The sequence below is a fragment of the Achromobacter aloeverae genome (assembly GCF_004121055.1).
Lineage (GTDB): Bacteria > Pseudomonadota > Gammaproteobacteria > Burkholderiales > Burkholderiaceae_B > Bordetella_C > Bordetella_C aloeverae.
The window spans coordinates 19,344-39,128 of the sequence record NZ_PYAL01000008.1 but is presented as its reverse complement, the minus strand read 5'-3'; the positions used below and the strand labels follow the sequence as shown (position 1 = coordinate 39,128).

Genomic DNA, 19,785 nt, shown 5'->3' with positions numbered 1-19,785 from the left:
CGGCCCTTCCCCGGCGCGCCGGGCGCCGCGGAGACATGATCCGCAACCTTACTGGAGCGTATTCAATGAGCGACGACAAGCACTTGGATAGTCTTCTCCCTCCCTTGCGCCTGGATCGGCGAGGTTTCATGGCCACCGCGCTCGCGACCGGCTTCGCCGCGGCCGCCGGGCCGGTCGCGGCCCAGTCGGTGGTCAAGACCAGCGCCGAGGGCCTGACGGCCGGGCCGGTCGAGATTCCGGTGAAGGACGGCAAGATGTGGGCGTACAGCGCCGCGCCCAAGGACCGGAAGCACCTGGCTACCGTGCTGGTGGTTTCCGAAATCTTCGGCGTGCACGAGTACATCCAGGATGTTTGCCGGCGGTTGGCGCACCAGGGATACCTGGCCGTCGCCCCGAACCTGTTCGCGCGCGAGGGCGATCCGTCCAAGTACACGGAAATCGCCAGGCTGCAGGCCGAGGTCGTGCAGAAGGTGCCGGACGCCGATGTCATGTCCGACCTGGATGCGACCGCCAAGTGGGCCGCCGCCCACGGCGGCGACGCCAACAAGCTGGGCATCATCGGCTTCTGCTGGGGCGGCCGCATGGTGTGGCTGTATTCGGCGCACAACCCCAGGCTGAAGGTCGGCGCGGCGTTCTATGGCCCCTTGCGCGGCAAGACCGATCCCCAGTTGCGCCCGCATTTTCCGGTCGAGTTGGCCGGCAAGCTGCACGCGCCCATACGCGGGGCCTACGGCGGCAAGGACACGGGCATCACGCAGGACGACGTGGCCGCGATGCGCGCCGCGCTGGAGAAGGGCGACAAGGCGGCGCGCGCATCGGTCATCGATGTCTACCCGAATTCGGGCCACGCCTTCCATGCGGACTATCGGCCCAGCTACGTCAAGGCCGATGCCGACCAGGCCTGGCAGCGCGCGCTGGACTGGTTCGGCGAGCACAAGCTGAAGTGAGATACCGGCGCGCCCCGATTGCCTCCCGTGCGGCGCCCGAGTGCGCGTTTGCGCGCGCGGGCCTTCGACGGCGAGGGCAGGAAGGCGCTACCATGTCGTAAATGCATAAAGCCGTCCCGGTCGCTACAGGCCGGGGCATCTTGCTCCGCGATGCAAGCGGCGCGGAGACACGTTTTCTGACGCGGACAACCGTCCGCGTTTCACTTCTGGAGATCGTCATGACCATCAAAGTCGGCGACAAGGTGCCGGACGGCACCCTGACCGAATTCATCGAAACCGCGACCGACAGCTGCGCGCTGGGTCCGAATGCCTTCCAGGTCGCCGACCTGGTCAAGGGCAAGAAGATCGCCGTGTTCGCCGTGCCGGGCGCCTTCACGCCGACGTGTTCGGCCAAGCACCTGCCGGGCTATGTCGAAAACGCCGCCGCGCTCAAGGCCAAGGGCATCGACGAAATCTGGTGCGTGTCCGTGAACGACGCCTTCGTCATGGGCGCCTGGGGCCGCGAGCAGAAGACCGACGGCAAGGTGCGCATGCTGGCCGACGGTTCGGCGATCTGGACCAAGGCCCTGGGCCTGGAGCTGGACCTGAACGCGCGGGGCATGGGCGTGCGTTCGCAACGCTATTCGATGCTGCTGGATGACGGCGTCGTCAAGAAGCTGAACGTCGAAGCCGCAGGCAAGTTCGAAGTCAGCGACGCGGCCACCATGCTGGGCCAGGCCTGATCGTTTCGTCCAGGACGCGCCGCGGCGCGTCCTGGGATGTAGTAGGCAGTATCGCGGCTCTCGGCCACATGCTTCCGGCCACATGCCCCCGGCCACATGTATTCGACCCTTTACTCGTTTTCCTCCCTCTACGCCGCCGCCTTGCTGATGCTGTGCGGGACTGGCCTGTTCAATACCTTCATGGGCTTGCGCCTGACCGCGCAGTCCGTCAGCGCCTTCTGGGTGGGCCTGTTGATCGCCGGCTACTACCTGGGCCTGGTTTGCGGCGCGCGCCTGGGCCACAAGCTGTTGATCCGCGTGGGACATATCCGCGCGTTCGTGGCTTGCGCCGCGATATCCGCCACCATGGTGCTGGCCCAGGCCTCGTTCGAAGTGCTGCCGCTATGGCTGCTGCTGCGCCTGGTCGCCGGGGTCGCCATGGTGACGCAATTCATGGTGCTGGAAAGCTGGCTCAACGAGCAGACGGAAAACCGGCTGCGGGGCCGGGTGTTTTCCGTCTATATGCTGGTGTCCGGCTTGGGGACGGTGCTAGGGCAACTGTCGCTGACGATGTATGGCACGCTGGACCTGCGGCCGCTGACCCTGGTCGCGATCTTCCAGGTGCTGTGCCTGGTGCCCATTGCCTTGACGGCGCGTACCCATCCGGCCACGCCGGTGCCGGCGCCGCTGGATATCAAGTTCTTCGCGCGCCGCGTGCCGCTGTCGCTGACCGTCCTGTTCATGGCGGGCAATCTGTCGGGCGCGTTCTATGGCCTGGTGCCGGTGTACGCGGCGCGCCACGGCATGAGCACGACCCAGGTCGCGGTTTTCGTGGCGGCGTCGGTCACGGCGGGACTGCTGTCGCAGTTCCCCATGGGCTGGCTGTCGGACCGCATCAACCGCGCCTGGCTGATCCGCTGCAACGCCTTGCTGCTGGCCATCTTTACCGCGCTCATGTGGGGCTGGGCCGTTTGGCCGTATTGGCTGATGCTGCTGCTGGCTTGCCTGTTCGGTATCCTGCAATTCACGCTTTATCCGCTGGGCGCGGCTTTCGCCAACGATCATGTCGAGGCGGAAAAACGCGTGGGCCTTAGCGCCATTCTCTTGATGGCCTATGGCATCGGCGCCTGCATCGGGCCCTTGATCGCGGGCGCCCTGATGTCGCTGGCGGGGCCCAATATGTACTACGTCTTCGTGTCGGCCTGCGCGGTCATCCTGGTGTGGCGGGTGCGTCCCGCCCGGGTCACCGGCAAGCACCAGGTGGAGGAAGCGCCGGTGCACTTCGTCCCCATGCCCGACACCTTGCAGAGTTCGCCGGCCGCCGCGGCGACGCTGGATCCGCGCGTCGATCCATCGGTGGACCAGACCCTGGAAATGGTGGAACCGGATGCGGCCGCGGCCACGCAGCCGGCCCGCACCGACGGCGCCCCCGATGCCGATGTGCCTGGCGGCGGTCCGGAGGCAGGCGTGGTGACGGGGGCGGCGGTGTCGCCCGATCCCGCGGCAGGAGAGGGCGCGCGGCCGCCGTCGCTGTGACGTACTGCTGGCTCGGATGCGCCGGCCCGCGCCCGTGGGCCTTGCGGCATGCGGCCTACGCCCGCTCGGCGGCGCCGTCCGCCGTCGTTCCCGCGGCTCGCATCCCCAGGCGCTCCAGCAAGGCCTGGTCGTGTTGCAGGCGGGGATTGCCGGTCGTCAGCAGTTTTTCGCCATAGAACATCGAGTTCGCGCCGGCCAGGAAGCACAGGGCCTGCATTGCGTCGTCCATGCTCTCGCGGCCGGCCGACAGGCGCACCACGGCGCGCGGCATGGTGATGCGCGCCACGGCGATGGTCCGCACGAACTCGAAGGGATCGAGCGGCGGCGTTCCCGCCAGGGGCGTGCCCGGGATGGGCATCAGGTGATTGATCGGCACCGATTCGGGATACGGATCGAGATTCGCCAACTGGCTGATCAGGCCCGCCCGTACCACGCGGCTCTCGCCCATCCCGATGATGCCGCCGCAGCACACCTTCACGCCCGTGGCCCGCACGTGCGCCAGGGTATCGAGGCGGTCCTGGTAGGTGCGGGTGCTGATGATGCTGCCGTAGAACTCGGGCGACGTATCCAGGTTGTGGTTGTAGTAGTCCAGGCCCGCATCGGCGAGCTGCCGCGCCTGCGCGTCGTCCAGCATGCCCAGCGTGACGCAGGTCTCCATGCCCAGCGCCTTCACCGCGCCTATCATGCGCGCCACGGCCTCGACCTGCCGCGGCTTGGGTGAGCGCCATGCCGCGCCCATGCAGAAACGCTGGGCGCCCTGGTCGCGCGCCGCCCGCGCGGCCGCCACCACCTCTTCCAGCGGCATCAGGGGCTGGCCCTTCACCCCTGCGTCATGGACGGAGGATTGGGAGCAGTACCCGCAGTCCTCCGGACAGCCCCCGGTCTTGATCGAAAGCAGGCTGGAAAGCTGCAGTTCCGTGGGATCGAAATGTTGGCGGTGCACGGACTGGGCGCGGTGCACGAGTTCGGCGAAAGGCAATTCGTAAAGCGCCACGATGTCCTGGACCCGCCACGGGGCGGTGGTGGACAGGGGCATGGCGGGCGTGGGGAGCTTTTTTGGCATGTCGTCCGGCATGTCGTTCGGCATGTCGCTAGGCATCGGGTTCATGGGGACTCCGTCAGTAGGCGGTTGGCCAGGCGGGCCGATCGTAGGAACAACCAAACCGGATCTGCAAAGGGTGAAAAACGCGGAGCTTGGAAGGTGGAAAGCAGGCGATAGGGCACGAAGACGGAAATTCGCCGCGCCGCTGCGACAACATGACGTCTATGCACTGGAATTTTTCAGGGCTTTTATTTGTTTCTGTTTGTATCTACCCGAACCGGCTAGCTTCTCCCGGCCAAACGCGCCGGGCGTTCTTTCCTCTTTTCCTCAGCGCGCTCGACAACCACTATCCATAACCGGAAAGGGCCGTCCTCCTGTAAAATGGTATGCCAAAAATGGCATACCAAAATTTGAATAAAAAAGCTAGTCTTACCGATAATTGAACGACGTTGAAAGACGAAGTCATCAAAAATCGTGAAGACCTGTTCTACGGCAGAGCGTTTCCGACGCCCTGGCACGCGCCCATAATCCGGCCCGTTGATATGTCGTTACCTGGAGACAAACATGTATTTCGCGTCCGCCGGCGGCGTTGCCGCCTTTCCTTGTCCGCCCGTCCGTCGTGCACGCGGCCTGATCGCGCCCACCATGCTCATGCTGGCTTGTTCGGTATTGGGCATGGCCGCCGCGCCCGCGCAGGCCGCCTTTCCCGAGCATCCCTTGCGCCTGATCGTCCCGTTCGCGCCCGGCGGCGCGGTGGACGGCGCCGCGCGTCCCGCAGCGCTGGAACTGGGCAAGGCCCTGGGCCAGTCGGTGGTGGTGGACAACCGGCCTGGCGCCGGCGGCACCATCGGCATCCAGGCAGCGGCGCACGCGGCGCCGGATGGCTACACGCTGCTACTGGGCAATATCGCGCTGGCCTCGGCGCCCGCGCTGTATCCGCAATCCGGCATCAGCGCCAAGGACTTCGCGCCCGTCGCGCTGGTCGGCACCACTCCTTATGTGCTGGTGGTGCGCGCGGACTCGCCCATCAAGTCGGTCGCTGAACTGATCCAGAACGCCAAGACGCATCCGGGCAAGATGAATTACTCGTCCGCCGGCACCGGCTCGGCGATACATCTGGCCGGCGAATTGTTCAAGGCCAAGGCCGGCGTGGATATCGTTCACGTGCCCTACAAGGGCGCTTCGCCCGCGCTTACCGCGCTCCTGGGCGGAGAAGTCGACATGATGTTCTCGTCGACCATGGAAGCCGCCCCCATGCTGAGCAGCGGCAAGGTGCGCGCGCTGGCCGTGACCAGCGCCGAGCGCACCAGCCAGTTCCCCGACGTGCCGACCCTGACCGAAGCGGGGCTGAAGGGCTACCAGGTAACCGGGTGGTACGGCGTCTATGTGCAGGCCGGCGTGCCCGCCGACGTGTTGAAGACCTTGCAGCAGAAGGCCCAGCAAGGCATGCGCTCGGACGACATGCGCAAGCAGCTGGCCAACTACGGCCTGGAAGCCGCCAAGGGCGACGCCGCCGAGGCGCAGAAGATGCTGGACGACGAAACCGCGCGCTGGTCCGAGGTGATCAAGAACGCGCATATCAAGGCCAATTGAGATCCGGACAGAGAGAGCAAGACGATGGGCATGCATATCCGCAGCGGCGATGGTCCCGCCTATACCCAGGACCTGGCCGCCTTCCTGGCGCGCTTCACCTATGACGAACTGCCCGCGAACGTGGTGCAGGCCGCAAGGCGCGGCATTCTGGATTGGCTGGGTTGCGCCTTTGCCGCGTACCGCCATCCGACGCTGGACAAGCTGCAGGCGGCGCTGGCGGAAAACGGCAGCGCCGGGAAGGCCACCGTGCTGGCGCGCGCCGCGCGCCTGTCGCACACCGACGCGGCCCTGGTAAACGGCCAGATGGGGCATTTGCTGGACTACGACGATACCCACATGGGCGGCGTCATCCTGCACGCCAGTTCGCCGGTGCTGGCGGCGCTGCTCTCCGCGGCGGAACTGCGCCCGGTCGATGGGCGCACGTTCATCGCGGCCTACGTGGCCGGGTTCGAGGCGGGCGTGCGTATCGGCCAGGCGGCGCCGGAGCATCATCCTGGCGGCTGGCACCTGACCGGCACGCTGGGCGCCTTCGCCGCAGCGGCGGCGGTGGGCAAGCTGCTGGGGCTGGATGCGCAGCGCATGACGCACGCGCTGGGCATCGCGGGCACGCAGGCGGCCGGGATGCAGCAGAATCGCGGCACCATGTGCAAGTCCTTCCATGCGGGCAAGGCGGCCGCCAATGGCCTGCTGGCGGCGTTGCTGGCGGAGAAGGGCTTCGACAGCACCGAGGAGATCGTCGAAGGCAAGCGCGGCTTCGCGCGTATCTACAGCAAGACCACGGCGCTGGAGCGACTGACGGCCGGCCTGGGACAGGAATGGATGATCGCCACCAATGGGCACAAGCCTTATGCCTGCGGGGTCGTCCTGCATCCGGCGATCGATGCCATGATCCAGTTGCGCGCCAAGCTCGACGGCCGGCTGGATGGCGTCGAGGCAGTCGAACTCAAGGTCAATCCCGCGGTCGTGACCATTACGGGCACGGTGGCGCCCACCACGGGGCTGCATTCCAAGTTCAGCATCTATCACAGCGCGGCGGTGGCGATGATCGACGGCGCCGCCGGCATTGCGCAGTACACCGACGCGCGCGCCGCCGACGGGCAGGTGGCGGCCCTGCGCGGCAAGATCACCATCGGGGTGGACGAAGGGCTGCGCCGCGACCAGGCATGGGGCCGCGTCCGGCGCGGGGGCGAGGTGTTCGAAACCCTGGTCGAGCACGCCACCGGCACGACGGACAACCCGATGTCGGATGCGGCCATCGAGGCCAAGTTCCTTGCCAATGCGGACGGCGCGCGCGATGCCGCGCAGGCCGCCGCCATCGCCAAGGCCACGTGGGCGTTCGAGCAGATCTCCGACGTGCGCGAGTTCGTGGCGCTGCTGCGTTGAGCGCCACCCCTGCAAGGATGCAAGCATGACCAAGAGCCATAGCAAGAAAGCCGACCCCGTCCAGGACGCCCTGACCCCCATGCCCGCGCTGGCCGCCTATCTGGCGCGCGCGCTCAAGCAGCCCTTGCCGGCCGAGGTGGCCGACAAGGCCAAGGCGCACATGCTGGATACCATCGCGTCCATGGTGTCGGGCGCGCGGATGAAAGCGGGCAGCGCGGCCATCGCCTATATCAAGGCGCTGGGCGAAACCGGCACGCGGTCCGCGGTTGCCGGGACCCGCCTGTACACGTCGCCGGTGCATGCGGCGCTGGCCAACGGCATGTTCGCGCACGCCGATGAAACCGACGATTCCCATGCGGCGTCTCTGACGCACCCCGGGTGCGGCATCGTTCCCGCGGTGCTGGCCGCCGCCGAGTTCTTCGGCCGCAGCGGCCAGGACATGCTGCGCGCGATGGTGTTGGGTTATGACGTTTGCGCGCGCCTGACGCTGTCGCTGCACGCGTACGATTTTCGCGTGGCGGGCCATTCGACCCACACGTTCGGCCCGAACTTCGGCGCGGCTGCGGCGGCCGGCGCGCTGGCCGGCCTGGATGAAACGCAGTGCCGCCACGTCATGTCCTATGCCGCGCAACAGGCGTCCGGCGTGGCCTGCTGGATGCGGGACAAGGATCACATCGAGAAATCCTTCGACTTCGGCGGCATGGCCGCGCGTAATGGCGTGAGCGCAGCCATCATGGTGGCCAGCGGCTGCACCGGCGTCGACGACGTATTCTCGGGCGAGCGCAATTTCTATCATGCGTTCGGCGATGATCCCGATCGCCTGGCGCTGGGGCGCGAACTGGGCGTGCGCTATGAGATCCTGGGCACCAGCATCAAGCGCTGGACCGTTGGCTCGCCCATCCAGGCGCCCCTGGACTCGACGCATACGCTGGTGCATCGCCACCAGCTGAAGGCCGATGCCATCAAGGCCGTGCGCGTGCGCATCCCGCACGAGTCGCTGACCATCGTCAACAACCGCGAGATGCCGGAGATCTGCCTGCAGCATCTGGTGGCGATGATGCTGATCGACGGCAATATCGATTTCCATACGGCGCACGACCGGGCGCGCATGCAGGATCCACGGGTGCTGGCCCTGCGTGCATTGATCACGCTGGAGGGCGACGATGAATTGTCCAGGGCCATGCCCAGCCGCCAGGGTATCGTGGAAATCACGCTGGACGACGGCAGCACGGTCGTCGAGCACACCAAGGCCGTGCGCGGTACGCCCCTGAATCCCATGACGCGGGAAGAGGTCCAGGCCAAGGCCATGGGCCTGCTTGCGCCGGTCCTGGGCGAGGTCCGTGCCGCCGCCTTGTGCGACGCCGTCTGGTCCCTGGAAAAGGTCCACGACGCCCGCGCGTTCACGGCCTTGATGCAGCCGGCGGAGTAGTCGGAGGCGATGCGCCCGGCCTTGGGGCCAGGGCACTACGCAGGGCGCGCCCATGTGTGAGCAGGCGCGCCCTGTGTACGTCGTTCCCTTCAACCGCGGTCTAGTTGAACGGGTTCACGATTGTCAGGTTGGGGGCCACTTTCAGGCCATGATGCATGTCTTCCGTGTGCAGGATGCGGCAATCCGCAAGCATTGCGGCGGCAACGATGCAGGCGTCGTAGAAAGCCATTCCATAACGCGGTGCGATATGTCTCGCAAGGTCATGGGTCTCCAGCGACAGTGGCGTTACGGTGCACAGCTGCCGGATGACATCGATGAGTTCGCCGATCTCGTCCCAGGCCAAGCCGAGCTTGCGCCTGCATACGTTCGTGATTTCGTTCAGCACTTGTACGCTGATCGTGGGACGCCGCTTCAGCAGCGCTCTTACGAGCGCCACTTTGCGCGGCTCGTCCGCCAGAAGGTATAGCAAGACATTGCTGTCGAGGAATGCAGGCCGCTCAGTCCCGGTCATTGGCGTCGTCCCGATTGAACTTGAAATCAGAAGGCAGCTTGCCCCGATACTTGTCCAGTCGGTCCAGGAGCGCATCGGCCCCCGGCTTCTTGCGTACCGCAAACTTTCTTGGACCATCGACCACGATTTCGATGTCGTCGCCTTCTTTCAATTGCAATACCTCCACGAGACTGGCTGGAAGCCGGACGGCCAAGCTATTGCCCCATTTGGCGACTTGCATGGCATTTCTCCTTGGATATACATTTCCAGATTGTATATCCGCCCGAGGGAGAAACTTTACCGGCGTAATGCGGTGTCCGTCGCATACGCTGGAAGAAAGTTCGATCCGAGAGCGATTTTTTTGGCCCGCAGGACGTGACGTTGCGTGCGGGCGTCCCCGTCGGCCACCGAGGTCCATGGAATGGTTGTGGCGGTTCAGGGATGTAGTGCCACTGCGCCTTGATAGATCACATACAACCCCACGACCACGATGACGGCGCCGGACAGGTAGGGGGCCTTGCGGGCGACTTCGCCGAAGCCGCTCCAGCGGCGGGCGACGTGGCGGACGCTGAGGGCGGCAAGGGTGCCCGAGGCCACCATCGTGAGTGCGAGGCCGATGCTGAAGCCGAGGACCAACGTGGCGCCCAGCGCGACCTTCTTCAGGTGCAGGCATAGCAGCAGCACCGTGATGGAAGCGGGGCAGGGAATCAGGCCGCCTGTGAGGCCGAAGAGAATGATCTGGGGGGTGGTGACGTCGCGGTTGGCGAAGCGGCGGCGTATGTCGTCCGCGTGCGCTTTTTCATGGGCGTCCTGGTAGGCCGGGGCGACGGCTTCCCACTCGTGCAGCGCGGCCGCGCTGCTGGACTGCCTGTCGTTGGGGCCGTGCCCATGCGGGTGATGGGCATGTCCGTGGTGCTCATGCCCGTGGTGGTGATCGTCATGATGATCCTGCCCATGGAAGTCATGGGCCTGGTCATGGTCATGAGCGTGGTCATGGTCGCCATGCGCATGATGGCCATGATGGTGGTGCCCATGATGATCGTGCGCGTCCGCCATGCGCTGGCCTTGCCAGGTCCGCCACAGCATCCACGCCGCGACGGCGATGATCAGGATGCCCGAGGCGACCTGGAAGTAGGGTTCGCTGGCCTGCGCATCCCAGTTACGGCCGAAGTACAGCCCGGCCATCGCCACCACCCATACCACCAGGGTGTGCGAGAGCGTCGCGGACAATCCCAGCAGCACCGCCTGCATCACGCTGCCGCGGATGGCCACGATGAAGGCCGCCATCATGGTCTTGGAGTGTCCGGGCTCCAGGCCATGGAGCGCGCCCAGCACGATGGCGCTGGGCAGGAAGAGCCAGGCGTTGCCTTGTTGCAGAAGCGTGGTGAAGTCGGTCATGGGGTAGGGGGTGGCGCCGGCGCTTAATGAAGAGGGTTGCGGGACAAGGGCGCGCGGCGTGCCCGCGCGGTCATTCCAGCCCGCTGCGAAAGTGGCCGGATCCTGGATATCCAATATACTCCCCCCTAGTATGTTGCGTGATAATTTTCACGGTCCCGGCGTTGTATTTCCAGCGCGCTCCATCTTCGAGGCGACACCCATGCACACCATCCGCGACAAGGCCAAGCTGCTTGCCCGGGTCCGACGCATCAAGGGCCAGGTGGCGGCGTTGGAGAGCCAGCTCGACCAGGAAGAGGATTGCGGAGCCATCCTGCAGCAGGCCGCCGCCGTGCGCGGCGCGGTCAATGGCTTCATGAGCGCTCTCATCGAAGGCCACTTGCACGACCATGTCGTCCATGAGCCGAATCCGGGCCAGCGCCAGCGCGACCTGGATATCGTCATGCGGGCCGTGAAGCCCTATCTCAAATAGTCGAACGGTGCCGGGCCGCGAGGTCGTGTGGTCTCGACAGAAGTGCATGCGGGCGCGTGACCGCTGGCGTTAGGCTACGAACGCGATGACGTTCGCGTTAAGCCGCGTGACAGTTATGCACGCATTGGTGAACATAGCCTTGCCCATTTTTCATAGCAGGCGAGGCGCGTCTCCCTATCATGAATAAAAGCATGTTCCGTGTTCGCTGCGGACCATGACGTCATACAAGGAGACAACATGAAGACCATGAGCCAACGCTTTGCCACCTTCATCGCGGCCACGGCCGTCGCGGGGTTTGCCGCGTTGGGCGCATCCAGTGCGCATGCCGCCGGCGAGGATGCCGCCAAGGACTATCCATCCAAGCCCATCACGCTGTTGGTCGGCTTTCCTGCTGGCGGTCCCGCGGACAATGCGGCGCGCCTCCTGGTGGATCGCATCGTCACGAAGTGGCCGCAGGCGAGGATCATCGTGCAGAATCGCGGCGGCGCCAACGGCGCGATCGCGGCGTCCGAACTGACCAAGGCGCCGGCCGATGGGTACACGCTGTTTTTCGTCACGCGCAGCCATGTAAACCTGAAATGGCTGACGCCCAAGCTGCCGTTCAATCCGGAGACCGATTTCCAGCCGGTCGGCATCGTGCTGGAAATGCCCAATGTGATGGTGGTGGGGCCTTCGGTGAAGGCGGCGGATTACGCGGCTTTCGTCAAGGACGCGGCGGCGCATCCGAACCAGTACACCGCGTTCTCGTCGGGCAATGGGTCGGACCCGCACCTGGCGCTGGCCGAATACATGCAGAAATCGGGCCTGCGGATCCGGCACATTCCCTACAAGGGCGGCAACGAAGGCATGCTGGACATGCTGGCGGGTCGTGTCGACCTGTCGTTCGCCACGTTGGGCACGGTGATGTCGCAACTGCAGAAAGGCAAGTTGCGCGCATTGGCCATCGGGGGCAAGGCGCGTAGCGCGCAACTGCCCGACGTGCCCACGTTCGCGGAAGTGGGGGTGAAGGACTTCTCGCCCGAGGCCTGGTACGGTGTCATGGCTCCCAAGGGCACGCCGCCGGCGATCGTCGCGAAGCTCAATGCCGTCATCAACGACGTCATGAACACTCCTGAAGGCGCCAAGAAACTCGAAACCCTGGGCGCCATCCCGGTGCGCAACACCGTGGACGACTTCAGCGCCATCTACAAGCACGACCTGAAGTCCAACGGCGAACTCATCCAGCACCTGGACATCCACGTCGATTGATAGATAGCGAGCGCCTTCCCGGCGCTTGCTCAGGAAGCCCGAACGCAAAAAAGCCCTGAGCGATTAAGCTTCAGGGCTTTCTGCGTGATCGCTGTTGTCACAACAACGATCTGAATTCTGGCGGAGCGGACGGGGCTCGAACCCGCGACCCCCGGCGTGACAGGCCGGTATTCTAACCAACTGAACTACCGCTCCGCAGCGGTATGTATTACTACAACCTAGCCAGAGTGAACTGGCGTCCCCTAGGGGATTCGAACCCCTGTACTCACCGTGAAAGGGTGATGTCCTAGGCCTCTAGACGAAGGGGACCTGGAACTGCATAAACAAGCAAGCTACTTTACTGCAACTTCGCGTCCGGCTGGAGTGGTGGAGGTAAGCGGGATCGAACCGCTGACCTCTTGCATGCCATGCAAGCGCTCTCCCAGCTGAGCTATACCCCCGTATCCGGACGTCTTCAACAAATCCTGCCGCAAAAACCGGGTCAAAAAACCACGCTGAACCGCTTTTTACCGCTGTCTTTGCTGACTTCGTTTTGTTCCGTCGGCGAAGAAACGAGATTATGCATGAACTTTTTGGGGCGTGCAAGTCGGGGTGAAAAAAATTTGTGTGAACTGCGAAATTTTTTTTCGGCGCGGCACTTGCGACGGGCGGACAGGTCTTACCTGAGGCACGACCAGAGGCGCGACAACGCGTACGCGGACTGCACCGGGGCAGGAGGGGCCCAGCCCCAGCCGCATGGGAAGAACAGGAAGAACACGCCCGCGCATGGCGCGGGAGGCACCGCATGGACACGATCCATGCGGCGGCTGCATGGGACAACCGAAGCATGGGACAACAAACTCAGGAGCACGGCATGAGCAATACCTCCTTTCCCACCCGCCCCTTGGGCCGCACCGAAATGTCCATCACCCGCGTCGGCTTCGGCGCGTGGGCAGTGGGCGGCGGCGATTGGGCCGCCGGCTGGGGCCCGCAGGACGACAACCTGTCCATCGCCGCCATCCGGCATGCGGTCCGGCGCGGCATCAACTGGATCGATACGGCGGCCGTATACGGACTGGGGCACTCGGAGGAAATCGTGCGCGCCGCGCTGAGCGACCTGCCGCCCAGCCAGCGCCCGTATGTCTTCACCAAGTGCGGCCTGGTGTGGGACGAGCATGACCGCCGGGCCGCGCCACGCCGCGTGGGCGCGGCCGCCAGCATCCGGCGTGAAGCCGAAGACTCCCTGCGCCGCCTGGGCGTCGACTGCATCGATCTCTATCAAATGCACTGGCCTTCCAGCGACGGCGCGCCGATCGACGAGTATTGGCAAGCCTTGCTGGACCTGAAGCAGGCGGGCAAGGTGCGGGCCATCGGCCTGTCGAACCACAACGTCGCCCAGTTGGAGGACGCCGAGCGCCTTGGCCATGTGGATACCCTGCAACCGCCGTTCTCCGCCATCCGCCGCGATGCGGCCGCGGACCTGCTGCCTTGGTGTGCCGCGCGTAACACGGGCATCATCGTCTACAGCCCCATGCAGTCGGGTTTGCTGACCGGGCACTTCAATGCGGAACGGGCGGCGCGACTCGGGTCGGACGACTGGCGCGCGCACAGCGCCGAATTCCAGGGCGCGAACCTGCGGCGCAACCTGGCCCTGGCAGAAGCGCTCAAGCCAGTCGCCGAACGCCACGGCTCCACCGTGGCGGCGATCGCTGTGGCCTGGACGCTGGCGTGGCCGGGCGTGACCGGCGCCATCGTCGGCGCCCGCGCGCCGGCGCAGGTCGATGGCTGGCTGGGCGCCGCCACGCTGGAACTGGATGCGGAGGACATGGCGGAAATCGCCGCGGTCATCGAGACGCAAGGCGTGGGAACAGGGCCGGTATCGCCCGCCAGGCTGGCGGGCGCGACCCTGCCCTTGGTGGACGAGCGCAACAGCGGCCTGACCGGATTGAACCTGCCCTGATCGCCGGGTAGCCGCCGGGCGGCGGCGTGTCGATCACCCGCGCTGCCGCGCCCGCAACCGCACCCCTGCCAGCGCTCCCAGCCCGATTGCGATCAACACTTCCGCAGGCAGGTTGCCGGCGCGGACATAAGGCGTGAGCCCGCTCATTCCCTGTACCTGCGTCGCCAATTCGGCGCGCGTCATCGGCGGCAAGGCCGCCCCCACGCGTCCTTGCGGGTCGATGGCGACGGTCATCCCGGTGTTGGTCGCGGCCAGCATCGGCCGTGCGGTTTCCAGCGTGCGCATGCGGCCGATCTGCAAATGCTGGCGCAAGGCCCAGGAATCGCCGAACCAGCCAAGATTGCTGATGTTCAAGAGGATGCTGGCGCCGGCTTCGCCGTTGGGTCCCGGCCGTATCGCCGGCAGCAATTCCTCGCCGAACAGGTCCTCGTAGCAGATATTCAAGGCGATGCGCTGGTCGGCAACGGGGAAGGGCGCCTGCCAGCGCGCCCCATTGTCGAAATCGCCCAACGGGATATTGAGCAGGTCCACGAACCAACGGAAGCCCGGCGGCACGAATTCGCCCCACGGCACCAGATGCTGCTTGTCATAGCGCGTGCTGATTTCACCGCTGCGCATGGCCTCGACGGAACTGTTGGCGTCGAACCCGATGGCGCTGTTGGTCCAGCGGTCCTTGCCGTTGACCACGCGATGCAGCGGCACCCCCATGATGACGTCGGCCTGGCGCTCGGCGGCGATGCGCTTCCAGATATCCCACACCTGCGGCGGCAACTGGTCCTGGAAGACGGGCAGCACGGTTTCCGGCAATACGATCAGGCGCGGCGCGGGCGTGCCCGCCGCCGGCGGCATGGAAGCCTGGTTCATGTGCTGGACCAGGCCCTGCTCCATCAGTGCGGGATCGAACTTCTCGGATTGCCCGACATTGCCCTGGATCAGGCGAACCTGCAGCGGCGCGCCCATGGGTTGCGACCACGTGCGCAGGCCCAGCGCCCAACCGCCCAGCGCCAGCAGGACAGCCAGCACGGCGGGGACGGCCAGGCGCGCGTCCCGCGTCGCATCCTGGCGGGGCTGCCACAGCATGGCCAGGGCCGCGGCTGCGAAGGCCGCGATAAGGACGATGCCATAGAGCCCCAGCACGGGCGCCCAGCCCGCCAATGGACTATCGACATGGGCATAGCCGATGTTCAGCCAGGGGAAGCCGGTCCACAGGTTGCCGCGCACCCACTCCAGCGCACCCCAGGCCACGCCGAAGGCCAGCGCCGCCCGCAGCCGGGCGCGCCAACCGCCGCCGCCGGGCGGCAACGGCGCCAGCCAGCGCGCCAGGGCGCAGGCGGCGGCCGGGAAGAGGGCGAGAAACGCGGACAGCAGGAAGACGCCGGCCGCGGCCAGCGGCGCGGCGAGATCGCCGTAGCGATGCATGCTGATGAACAGCCAATACAGGCCGACCGTATAGCAGGCGGTATCGAACAGCCAGCCGAACCAGAATGCCCGGCGCGGCCCCGGCGCCGTCAGCACATGCCAGGCCAGCACCGCCAGCGCCAGCACCTGCACGGGCGCCAGCACGGCGTCGGGCAAGGGGCCCGGCGCGAAGGAGAGCGCCTGCACGGCGCCAGCGGCCAGCACGGCGGCCGCGCGCATCATGCGCGGGTAGCGGACCGCGGACGTCATGCCTGGGGCGGGGCGGAAGGCAGGCGCTTGACGCGCAACCACAAGGGACGTCGCGCATCGGCGCGGACGACCTCGATGCGCAGGTCTTCGTGCTGCACGAATTCACCGCGGCGGGGGATGCGCCCCAGTTGGGCGCTGACCCAGCCGCCTACCGTGTCGTAGTCGTCGTCGGGCAGGTTGCTGCCGAAAACCTCGTTGAACTTGGCGATTTCCGTCGTGGCCTGGACACGCCACAAGTTATCGCCTTCGGCGAAGATGGTGGTTTCCTCGTCTTCGTCGAACTCATCCTCGATGTCGCCGACGATCTGCTCCAGCACGTCTTCCATGCTGACCAGGCCCGAAATGCCGCCGTGTTCGTCGATGACGATGGCCAGGTGGTTGCGGCTGGCGCGGAATTCGTGCAGCAGGACGTTCAGGCGCTTGGTTTCGGGGATGAAGACCGCCGGGCGCACCAGGGAGCGGACCTCGATGCCGGGCTCCAGCATGCAGCGCAACAGGTCCTTGGCCAGCAGGATGCCGACAATGTTGTCGCGGTCGCCTTCATACACGGGGAAGCGCGAGTGCGCGGTGTCGATGATGGTGGACAACAGGTAGGGCAGCGGCTGGGAGATATCCAGCAGGTCCATGCGCGAGCGCGGCACCATGATGTCGCCGACCGTGCGCTCCGACACGGCCAGGGCGCCCTTGATCATGGTGTAGGACTCGGCGTCGAGCAGGTCGCGTGCGTGCGCCGCTTCCAGCACCGCCTTGATGCCTTCGCGGTCTTCGGGCTCGCGTCGGACCAGGGACAGGATACGGTCGAGCAGGGAACGGGTGGAGGATTTGGCCGGGCGGGTCGCGTCGGCCTCGTTGGCAGGGTAAGGGTCGGGCATCGTCCAGAGGACAAGTTACAGAATGGGCCAGCATAACCGATGTTGCCGGCCGGTTTTGTAACCCGGACATCGTAATTACCCGATGCGGTCCGGCAGACGGCGCGGCTACCGGGGCGCGTAGGGATCAGCGATGCGCAGGGCGGCCAGCAGGCCGGTTTCCAGGGCTTCCATGCGGCGCGCGTCGCGCGGTTTCACATGGTCGTAGCCCAGGGCGTGCAGGGTGCCATGCGCCGTCAGGTGGGCGGCATGCGCCAGCAGGGTCTTGCCCTGTTCGCGCGCCTCGCGCACCAGCACGGGCACGCACAGCACGATGTCGCCGCGTGCGGTGCCGGCCGGATCGACGCCATATTCGAACGTCAGCACATTGGTGGCGTAGTCGCGGCCACGGAAATCCCGGTTCAGGCGCCGGCCCTCGGCCTGGCCCACCAGGCGCAGGCTGATCTCCGCGCCCTGGAAGTCCACCAGCCCGTCGGCTTGCGCGCCGGCCAGCGCATGGGCCACCCATCGGCGCAGGCGCCAGCGCGGCAGGCGCGGCTCGGCCACGGCGTACTGCACCGCCAGCGACAGCGCGGGGATATCAGGCTTCATCTTCGGCGGCCTGGTCGTAGGCGTCGACGATGCGCGCGACCAGCGGATGGCGCACCACGTCGCGGCTGGTGAAGCGGGTGGTGGCGATGCCCTGCACATCCTGGAGCACGCCCACGGCGTGCGCCAGGCCGCTTTGCTGGCCGCGCGGCAGGTCGACCTGGGACGGATCGCCAGTGATGACCGCCTTGCTGCCGAAGCCGATGCGCGTGAGGAACATCTTCATCTGCTCAGGCGTCGTATTCTGCGCTTCGTCCAGGATGACGAACGCATGGTTCAGCGTGCGTCCGCGCATATAGGCCAGCGGCGCGATCTCTATGGTCTGCTTTTCGAACAGGCGCTGGACGCGCTCGAAGCCCATCAGGTCGTAGAGCGCGTCGTAGAGCGGGCGCAGATAGGGGTCAACCTTCTGCGCCAGGTCACCGGGCAGGAAGCCCAGGCGCTCGCCGGCCTCCACCGCCGGGCGTGTCAGCACCAGCCGCTGGACGGTGTCGCGCTCCATGGCGTCGATGGCGCAGGCGACCGCCAGCCAGGTCTTGCCCGTGCCGGCCGGCCCGATGCCGAAGGTGATGTCGTGCTTGAGGATATTGTTCAGGTAGTCGCGCTGGCGCGGCGTGCGCGGCCGCAGGTCGCTGCGCCGGGTGCGCAGGGCGATGCCGCCGCTTTCATCGTCCAGGTCCGGCAGGGACTGGGTATCGAGGGCGGGGGCGGCGTTGTCCTCGTCGCGCGGGCGGGACACGCCGATCTCCACCAGCCCCAGCTGGATGTCGTCCACCGACAGGGGCTTGTGCACGGCCTGCTCGTGAAAGCGCCGGAGGGCGCGCGCGGCCAGGTCGGCCTGCTCGCCTTCGAGGAGGACGCGGTTGCCGCGCCGTTGCAGCTTGACGGCCAGGCCGTCGGCCAGCTGGCGCAGGTTCTCGTCCAGCGGGCCGCACAGGTTGGCCAAGTGGGTATTGTCGCCGTCCAATGTCACGGTGACAGGCAGGGCGCGGCGGGCGCCGCGGCTGCGCGGGGCGCTGCTCATCCTTGTCGTGCTCCTTCGGCGGCGCTGCGCGCCTGCTCGATGCCCGCCACTTCGGCGCGCAGGGAATTGGTATAGGCCTGGGTAATGACCACGTCCACCATCTGCCCGACCAGGCGTGCCGGGGCCGGGAAGTTGACGATGCGGTTGTTCTCGGTGCGGCCCATCAGTTCGTTGGGATCGCGGCGCGACGGGCCTTCGACCAGCACGCGCTGCGTGCTGCCCACCATGCCGCGGCTGATGGCCGCCGCCTGTTCGCCGATCAGGGCTTGCAGGCGCTGCAGGCGCTTGAGCTTGAGTTCCTGCGGCACGTCGTCGCGCAGGTCGGCCGCCGGGGTGCCGGGACGGCGCGAGTACACGAAGGAGAACGAGGTGTCGAAACCGACGTCCTCGATCAGCTTCATGGTCTTTTCGAAATCGCTTTCCTCTTCGCCGGGGAAGCCGACGATGAAGTCGGAAGACAGCGTCAGGCCCGGCCGCGCCTCGCGCAGGCGGCGCACGATGGACTTGAATTCCAGCGTGGTGTAGCCGCGCTTCATGGCTGCCAGCACGCGGTCGCTGCCGGCCTGCACCGGCAGGTGCAGGAAGGACACCAGCTTGGGCAGGTTGCCATGCGCCTGGATCAGGCGCGGCGTCATTTCCTTGGGGTGCGAGGTGGTGTAGCGGATGCGCTCGATGCCGGGGATTTCGTGCACGTATTCGAGCAGCATGGCGAAATCGGCGATTTCACCGCTGTCGCCCATGGCGCCACGGTAGGCGTTGACGTTCTGCCCCAGCAGGGTCACTTCCTTGACGCCCTGGTCGGCCAGGTCGGCGATTTCGACCAGCACGTCATCGAAGGGGCGGGAAACTTCTTCGCCACGCGTGTAGGGCACCACGCAGAAGCTGCAATACTTGCTGCAACCTTCCATGATGGAGACGAAGGCGGTCGCGCCCTCGACGCGCGGCGGCGGCAGGGCATCGAACTTCTCGATATTCGGGAAGCTGATGTCCACCTGGGACACGCCATCGGCCTGCCGCTGGCGGATGAGTTCCGGCAGGCGATGCAGGGTTTGCGGGCCGAATACCACGTCCACGTAGGGCGCGCGCTTGACGATGGCGTCGCCTTCCTGGCTGGCGACGCAGCCGCCCACGCCGATGACCAGACCGGGCTTGGTCTTTTTCAGGTGCTGCACGCGGCCGAGGTCGGAAAAGACCTTTTCCTGGGCTTTTTCCCGCACCGAACAGGTGTTGAACAGGATGACGTCGGCGTCCTCGGGATTGTCCGTGAGCTCCAGGCCCTGGTCGGCGCGCAGCACGTCGGCCATTTTTTCGGAGTCGTACTCGTTCATCTGGCAGCCGAAGGTGCGGATGAAGAGCTTGCGGGGCTGCGCCAGGGTGTCCGATGCGCTGGCGGCGGGCGTGGACGGCGCGGCGGCGCGGTCGCCTTCGCGCGAGAGGGAGATTTCTTGCATGTCAGGGGCC

Annotated in this window: 18 protein-coding genes and 3 tRNA genes; 9 read left to right on the top strand and 12 right to left on the bottom strand. The window is 66.2% G+C overall.

All coding sequences use genetic code 11. The features are described 5' to 3' along the window. The first annotated feature begins 65 nt into the window (after positions 1 to 65). The 3 genes from C7R54_RS23725 to C7R54_RS23715 all read left to right on the top strand — a co-directional run bounded on the left by C7R54_RS23725 (position 66) and on the right by C7R54_RS23715 (position 3,184). The gene (locus tag C7R54_RS23725; RefSeq protein ID WP_129153196.1) at positions 66 to 947 is read left to right on the top strand and encodes a dienelactone hydrolase family protein; all 882 of its coding nucleotides are present in this window, start codon (positions 66 to 68) and stop codon (positions 945 to 947) included. Positions 948 to 1,165: 218 nt separating this feature from the next. Further along, complete coding sequence (locus C7R54_RS23720) at positions 1,166 to 1,669, top strand: peroxiredoxin (RefSeq protein ID WP_129153195.1); 504 nt, start codon at positions 1,166 to 1,168, stop codon at positions 1,667 to 1,669. Between the two features lie 96 nt (positions 1,670 to 1,765). Beyond that, on the top strand, positions 1,766 to 3,184 hold the full coding sequence (locus C7R54_RS23715; RefSeq protein WP_129153194.1) for an MFS transporter: 1,419 nt from the start codon (positions 1,766 to 1,768) through the stop codon (positions 3,182 to 3,184). Positions 3,185 to 3,239: 55 nt separating this feature from the next. On the opposite strand, the gene bioB is transcribed toward C7R54_RS23715, so the two are convergent. Beyond that, on the bottom strand, positions 3,240 to 4,259 hold the full coding sequence (bioB, locus tag C7R54_RS23710) for a biotin synthase BioB (protein WP_192903742.1): 1,020 nt from the start codon (positions 4,257 to 4,259) through the stop codon (positions 3,240 to 3,242). A 531-nt stretch (positions 4,260 to 4,790) separates the two neighbouring features. Between bioB and C7R54_RS23705 the strand changes: the two genes are divergently transcribed. The 3 genes from C7R54_RS23705 to C7R54_RS23695 are packed head-to-tail and all read left to right on the top strand — an operon-like array spanning position 4,791 to position 8,631. Beyond that, a complete protein-coding gene (locus C7R54_RS23705) occupies positions 4,791 to 5,819 on the top strand; it encodes a tripartite tricarboxylate transporter substrate binding protein (RefSeq protein WP_129153193.1) in 1,029 nt (342 codons plus the stop codon). 30 nt (positions 5,820 to 5,849) lie between these two features. Next, a complete protein-coding gene (locus C7R54_RS23700) occupies positions 5,850 to 7,202 on the top strand; it encodes an MmgE/PrpD family protein (RefSeq protein ID WP_158021277.1) in 1,353 nt (450 codons plus the stop codon). Positions 7,203 to 7,227: 25 nt separating this feature from the next. Further along, positions 7,228 to 8,631 (top strand): MmgE/PrpD family protein, encoded by a 1,404-nt coding sequence (locus C7R54_RS23695; RefSeq protein WP_158021276.1) that lies wholly within the window; start codon positions 7,228 to 7,230, stop codon positions 8,629 to 8,631. Between the two features lie 100 nt (positions 8,632 to 8,731). Here C7R54_RS23695 and C7R54_RS23690 read toward each other — a convergent pair whose 3' ends face one another. The 3 genes from C7R54_RS23690 to C7R54_RS23680 form a co-directional block, all read right to left on the bottom strand. Continuing rightward, on the bottom strand, positions 8,732 to 9,142 hold the full coding sequence (locus C7R54_RS23690; RefSeq protein ID WP_129153190.1) for a PIN domain-containing protein: 411 nt from the start codon (positions 9,140 to 9,142) through the stop codon (positions 8,732 to 8,734). Continuing rightward, entirely contained in the window at positions 9,129 to 9,362 is a 234-nt protein-coding gene (locus C7R54_RS23685) for an AbrB/MazE/SpoVT family DNA-binding domain-containing protein (RefSeq protein ID WP_129153189.1), read from the bottom strand. Before C7R54_RS23685 ends, C7R54_RS23690 begins: the two co-directional genes overlap by 14 nt. 194 nt (positions 9,363 to 9,556) lie before the next feature. Then, complete coding sequence (locus tag C7R54_RS23680) at positions 9,557 to 10,519, bottom strand: nickel/cobalt efflux transporter (RefSeq protein WP_129153188.1); 963 nt, start codon at positions 10,517 to 10,519, stop codon at positions 9,557 to 9,559. 199 nt (positions 10,520 to 10,718) lie between these two features. Here C7R54_RS23680 and C7R54_RS23675 point away from each other — a divergent pair, with 199 nt between their 5' ends. Both C7R54_RS23675 and C7R54_RS23670 read left to right on the top strand, forming a co-directional pair. Further along, positions 10,719 to 10,988 carry a metal/formaldehyde-sensitive transcriptional repressor gene (locus tag C7R54_RS23675; protein WP_129153187.1) on the top strand — a complete coding sequence of 90 codons (270 nt, stop codon included), beginning with the start codon at positions 10,719 to 10,721 and terminating at the stop codon, positions 10,986 to 10,988. Between the two features lie 237 nt (positions 10,989 to 11,225). After that, the gene (locus C7R54_RS23670; protein WP_129153186.1) at positions 11,226 to 12,236 is read left to right on the top strand and encodes a Bug family tripartite tricarboxylate transporter substrate binding protein; all 1,011 of its coding nucleotides are present in this window, start codon (positions 11,226 to 11,228) and stop codon (positions 12,234 to 12,236) included. Positions 12,237 to 12,354: 118 nt separating this feature from the next. Here the strand turns inward: C7R54_RS23670 and C7R54_RS23665 are convergent. The 3 genes from C7R54_RS23665 to C7R54_RS23655 all read right to left on the bottom strand — a co-directional run bounded on the left by C7R54_RS23665 (position 12,355) and on the right by C7R54_RS23655 (position 12,676). After that, a tRNA-Asp gene (locus C7R54_RS23665) sits at positions 12,355 to 12,431 on the bottom strand. A gap of 38 nt (positions 12,432 to 12,469) precedes the next feature. Continuing rightward, positions 12,470 to 12,545: transfer RNA gene (locus C7R54_RS23660), tRNA-Glu, on the bottom strand. A 55-nt stretch (positions 12,546 to 12,600) separates the two neighbouring features. Next, a tRNA-Ala gene (locus tag C7R54_RS23655) sits at positions 12,601 to 12,676 on the bottom strand. A gap of 458 nt (positions 12,677 to 13,134) precedes the next feature. Here C7R54_RS23655 and C7R54_RS23650 point away from each other — a divergent pair. Beyond that, complete coding sequence (locus C7R54_RS23650) at positions 13,135 to 14,175, top strand: aldo/keto reductase (protein WP_204524383.1); 1,041 nt, start codon at positions 13,135 to 13,137, stop codon at positions 14,173 to 14,175. Between the two features lie 33 nt (positions 14,176 to 14,208). Here C7R54_RS23650 and lnt read toward each other — a convergent pair whose 3' ends face one another. The 5 genes from lnt to miaB form a co-directional block, all read right to left on the bottom strand. Then, entirely contained in the window at positions 14,209 to 15,843 is a 1,635-nt protein-coding gene (gene lnt / locus C7R54_RS23645; RefSeq protein WP_129153184.1) for an apolipoprotein N-acyltransferase, read from the bottom strand. Further along, on the bottom strand, positions 15,840 to 16,715 hold the full coding sequence (locus C7R54_RS23640) for an HlyC/CorC family transporter (protein ID WP_129153183.1): 876 nt from the start codon (positions 16,713 to 16,715) through the stop codon (positions 15,840 to 15,842). The genes lnt and C7R54_RS23640 overlap by 4 nt, the downstream gene beginning before the upstream one ends. A 105-nt stretch (positions 16,716 to 16,820) precedes the next feature. Beyond that, complete coding sequence (ybeY, locus tag C7R54_RS23635) at positions 16,821 to 17,303, bottom strand: rRNA maturation RNase YbeY (protein ID WP_129153182.1); 483 nt, start codon at positions 17,301 to 17,303, stop codon at positions 16,821 to 16,823. Further along, entirely contained in the window at positions 17,293 to 18,324 is a 1,032-nt protein-coding gene (locus C7R54_RS23630; RefSeq protein ID WP_129153181.1) for a PhoH family protein, read from the bottom strand. Before C7R54_RS23630 ends, ybeY begins: the two co-directional genes overlap by 11 nt. Then, entirely contained in the window at positions 18,321 to 19,775 is a 1,455-nt protein-coding gene (miaB, locus tag C7R54_RS23625) for a tRNA (N6-isopentenyl adenosine(37)-C2)-methylthiotransferase MiaB (RefSeq protein ID WP_129153180.1), read from the bottom strand. Before miaB ends, C7R54_RS23630 begins: the two co-directional genes overlap by 4 nt. Between the last annotated feature and the right edge of the window lie 10 nt (positions 19,776 to 19,785).

Excerpts from the sequence above, each read along its gene's own strand:
- C7R54_RS23725 (WP_129153196.1), top strand. The coding sequence starts at position 66 with ATGAGCGACGACAAGCACTTGGATAGTCTTCTCCCTCCCTTGCGCCTG.
- C7R54_RS23720 (WP_129153195.1), top strand. The coding sequence starts at position 1,166 with ATGACCATCAAAGTCGGCGACAAGGTGCCGGACGGCACCCTGACCGAA.
- C7R54_RS23715 (WP_129153194.1), top strand. The coding sequence starts at position 1,766 with ATGTATTCGACCCTTTACTCGTTTTCCTCCCTCTACGCCGCCGCCTTG.
- bioB (WP_192903742.1), bottom strand. The coding sequence starts at position 4,259 with ATGCCGGACGACATGCCAAAAAAGCTCCCCACGCCCGCCATGCCCCTG.
- C7R54_RS23705 (WP_129153193.1), top strand. The coding sequence starts at position 4,791 with ATGTATTTCGCGTCCGCCGGCGGCGTTGCCGCCTTTCCTTGTCCGCCC.
- C7R54_RS23700 (WP_158021277.1), top strand. The coding sequence starts at position 5,850 with ATGCATATCCGCAGCGGCGATGGTCCCGCCTATACCCAGGACCTGGCC.
- C7R54_RS23695 (WP_158021276.1), top strand. The coding sequence starts at position 7,228 with ATGACCAAGAGCCATAGCAAGAAAGCCGACCCCGTCCAGGACGCCCTG.
- C7R54_RS23690 (WP_129153190.1), bottom strand. The coding sequence starts at position 9,142 with ATGACCGGGACTGAGCGGCCTGCATTCCTCGACAGCAATGTCTTGCTA.
- C7R54_RS23685 (WP_129153189.1), bottom strand. The coding sequence starts at position 9,362 with ATGCAAGTCGCCAAATGGGGCAATAGCTTGGCCGTCCGGCTTCCAGCC.
- C7R54_RS23680 (WP_129153188.1), bottom strand. The coding sequence starts at position 10,519 with ATGACCGACTTCACCACGCTTCTGCAACAAGGCAACGCCTGGCTCTTC.
- C7R54_RS23675 (WP_129153187.1), top strand. The coding sequence starts at position 10,719 with ATGCACACCATCCGCGACAAGGCCAAGCTGCTTGCCCGGGTCCGACGC.
- C7R54_RS23670 (WP_129153186.1), top strand. The coding sequence starts at position 11,226 with ATGAAGACCATGAGCCAACGCTTTGCCACCTTCATCGCGGCCACGGCC.
- C7R54_RS23650 (WP_204524383.1), top strand. The coding sequence starts at position 13,135 with ATGTCCATCACCCGCGTCGGCTTCGGCGCGTGGGCAGTGGGCGGCGGC.
- lnt (WP_129153184.1), bottom strand. The coding sequence starts at position 15,843 with ATGACGTCCGCGGTCCGCTACCCGCGCATGATGCGCGCGGCCGCCGTG.
- C7R54_RS23640 (WP_129153183.1), bottom strand. The coding sequence starts at position 16,715 with ATGCCCGACCCTTACCCTGCCAACGAGGCCGACGCGACCCGCCCGGCC.
- ybeY (WP_129153182.1), bottom strand. The coding sequence starts at position 17,303 with ATGAAGCCTGATATCCCCGCGCTGTCGCTGGCGGTGCAGTACGCCGTG.
- C7R54_RS23630 (WP_129153181.1), bottom strand. The coding sequence starts at position 18,324 with ATGAGCAGCGCCCCGCGCAGCCGCGGCGCCCGCCGCGCCCTGCCTGTC.
- miaB (WP_129153180.1), bottom strand. The coding sequence starts at position 19,775 with ATGCAAGAAATCTCCCTCTCGCGCGAAGGCGACCGCGCCGCCGCGCCG.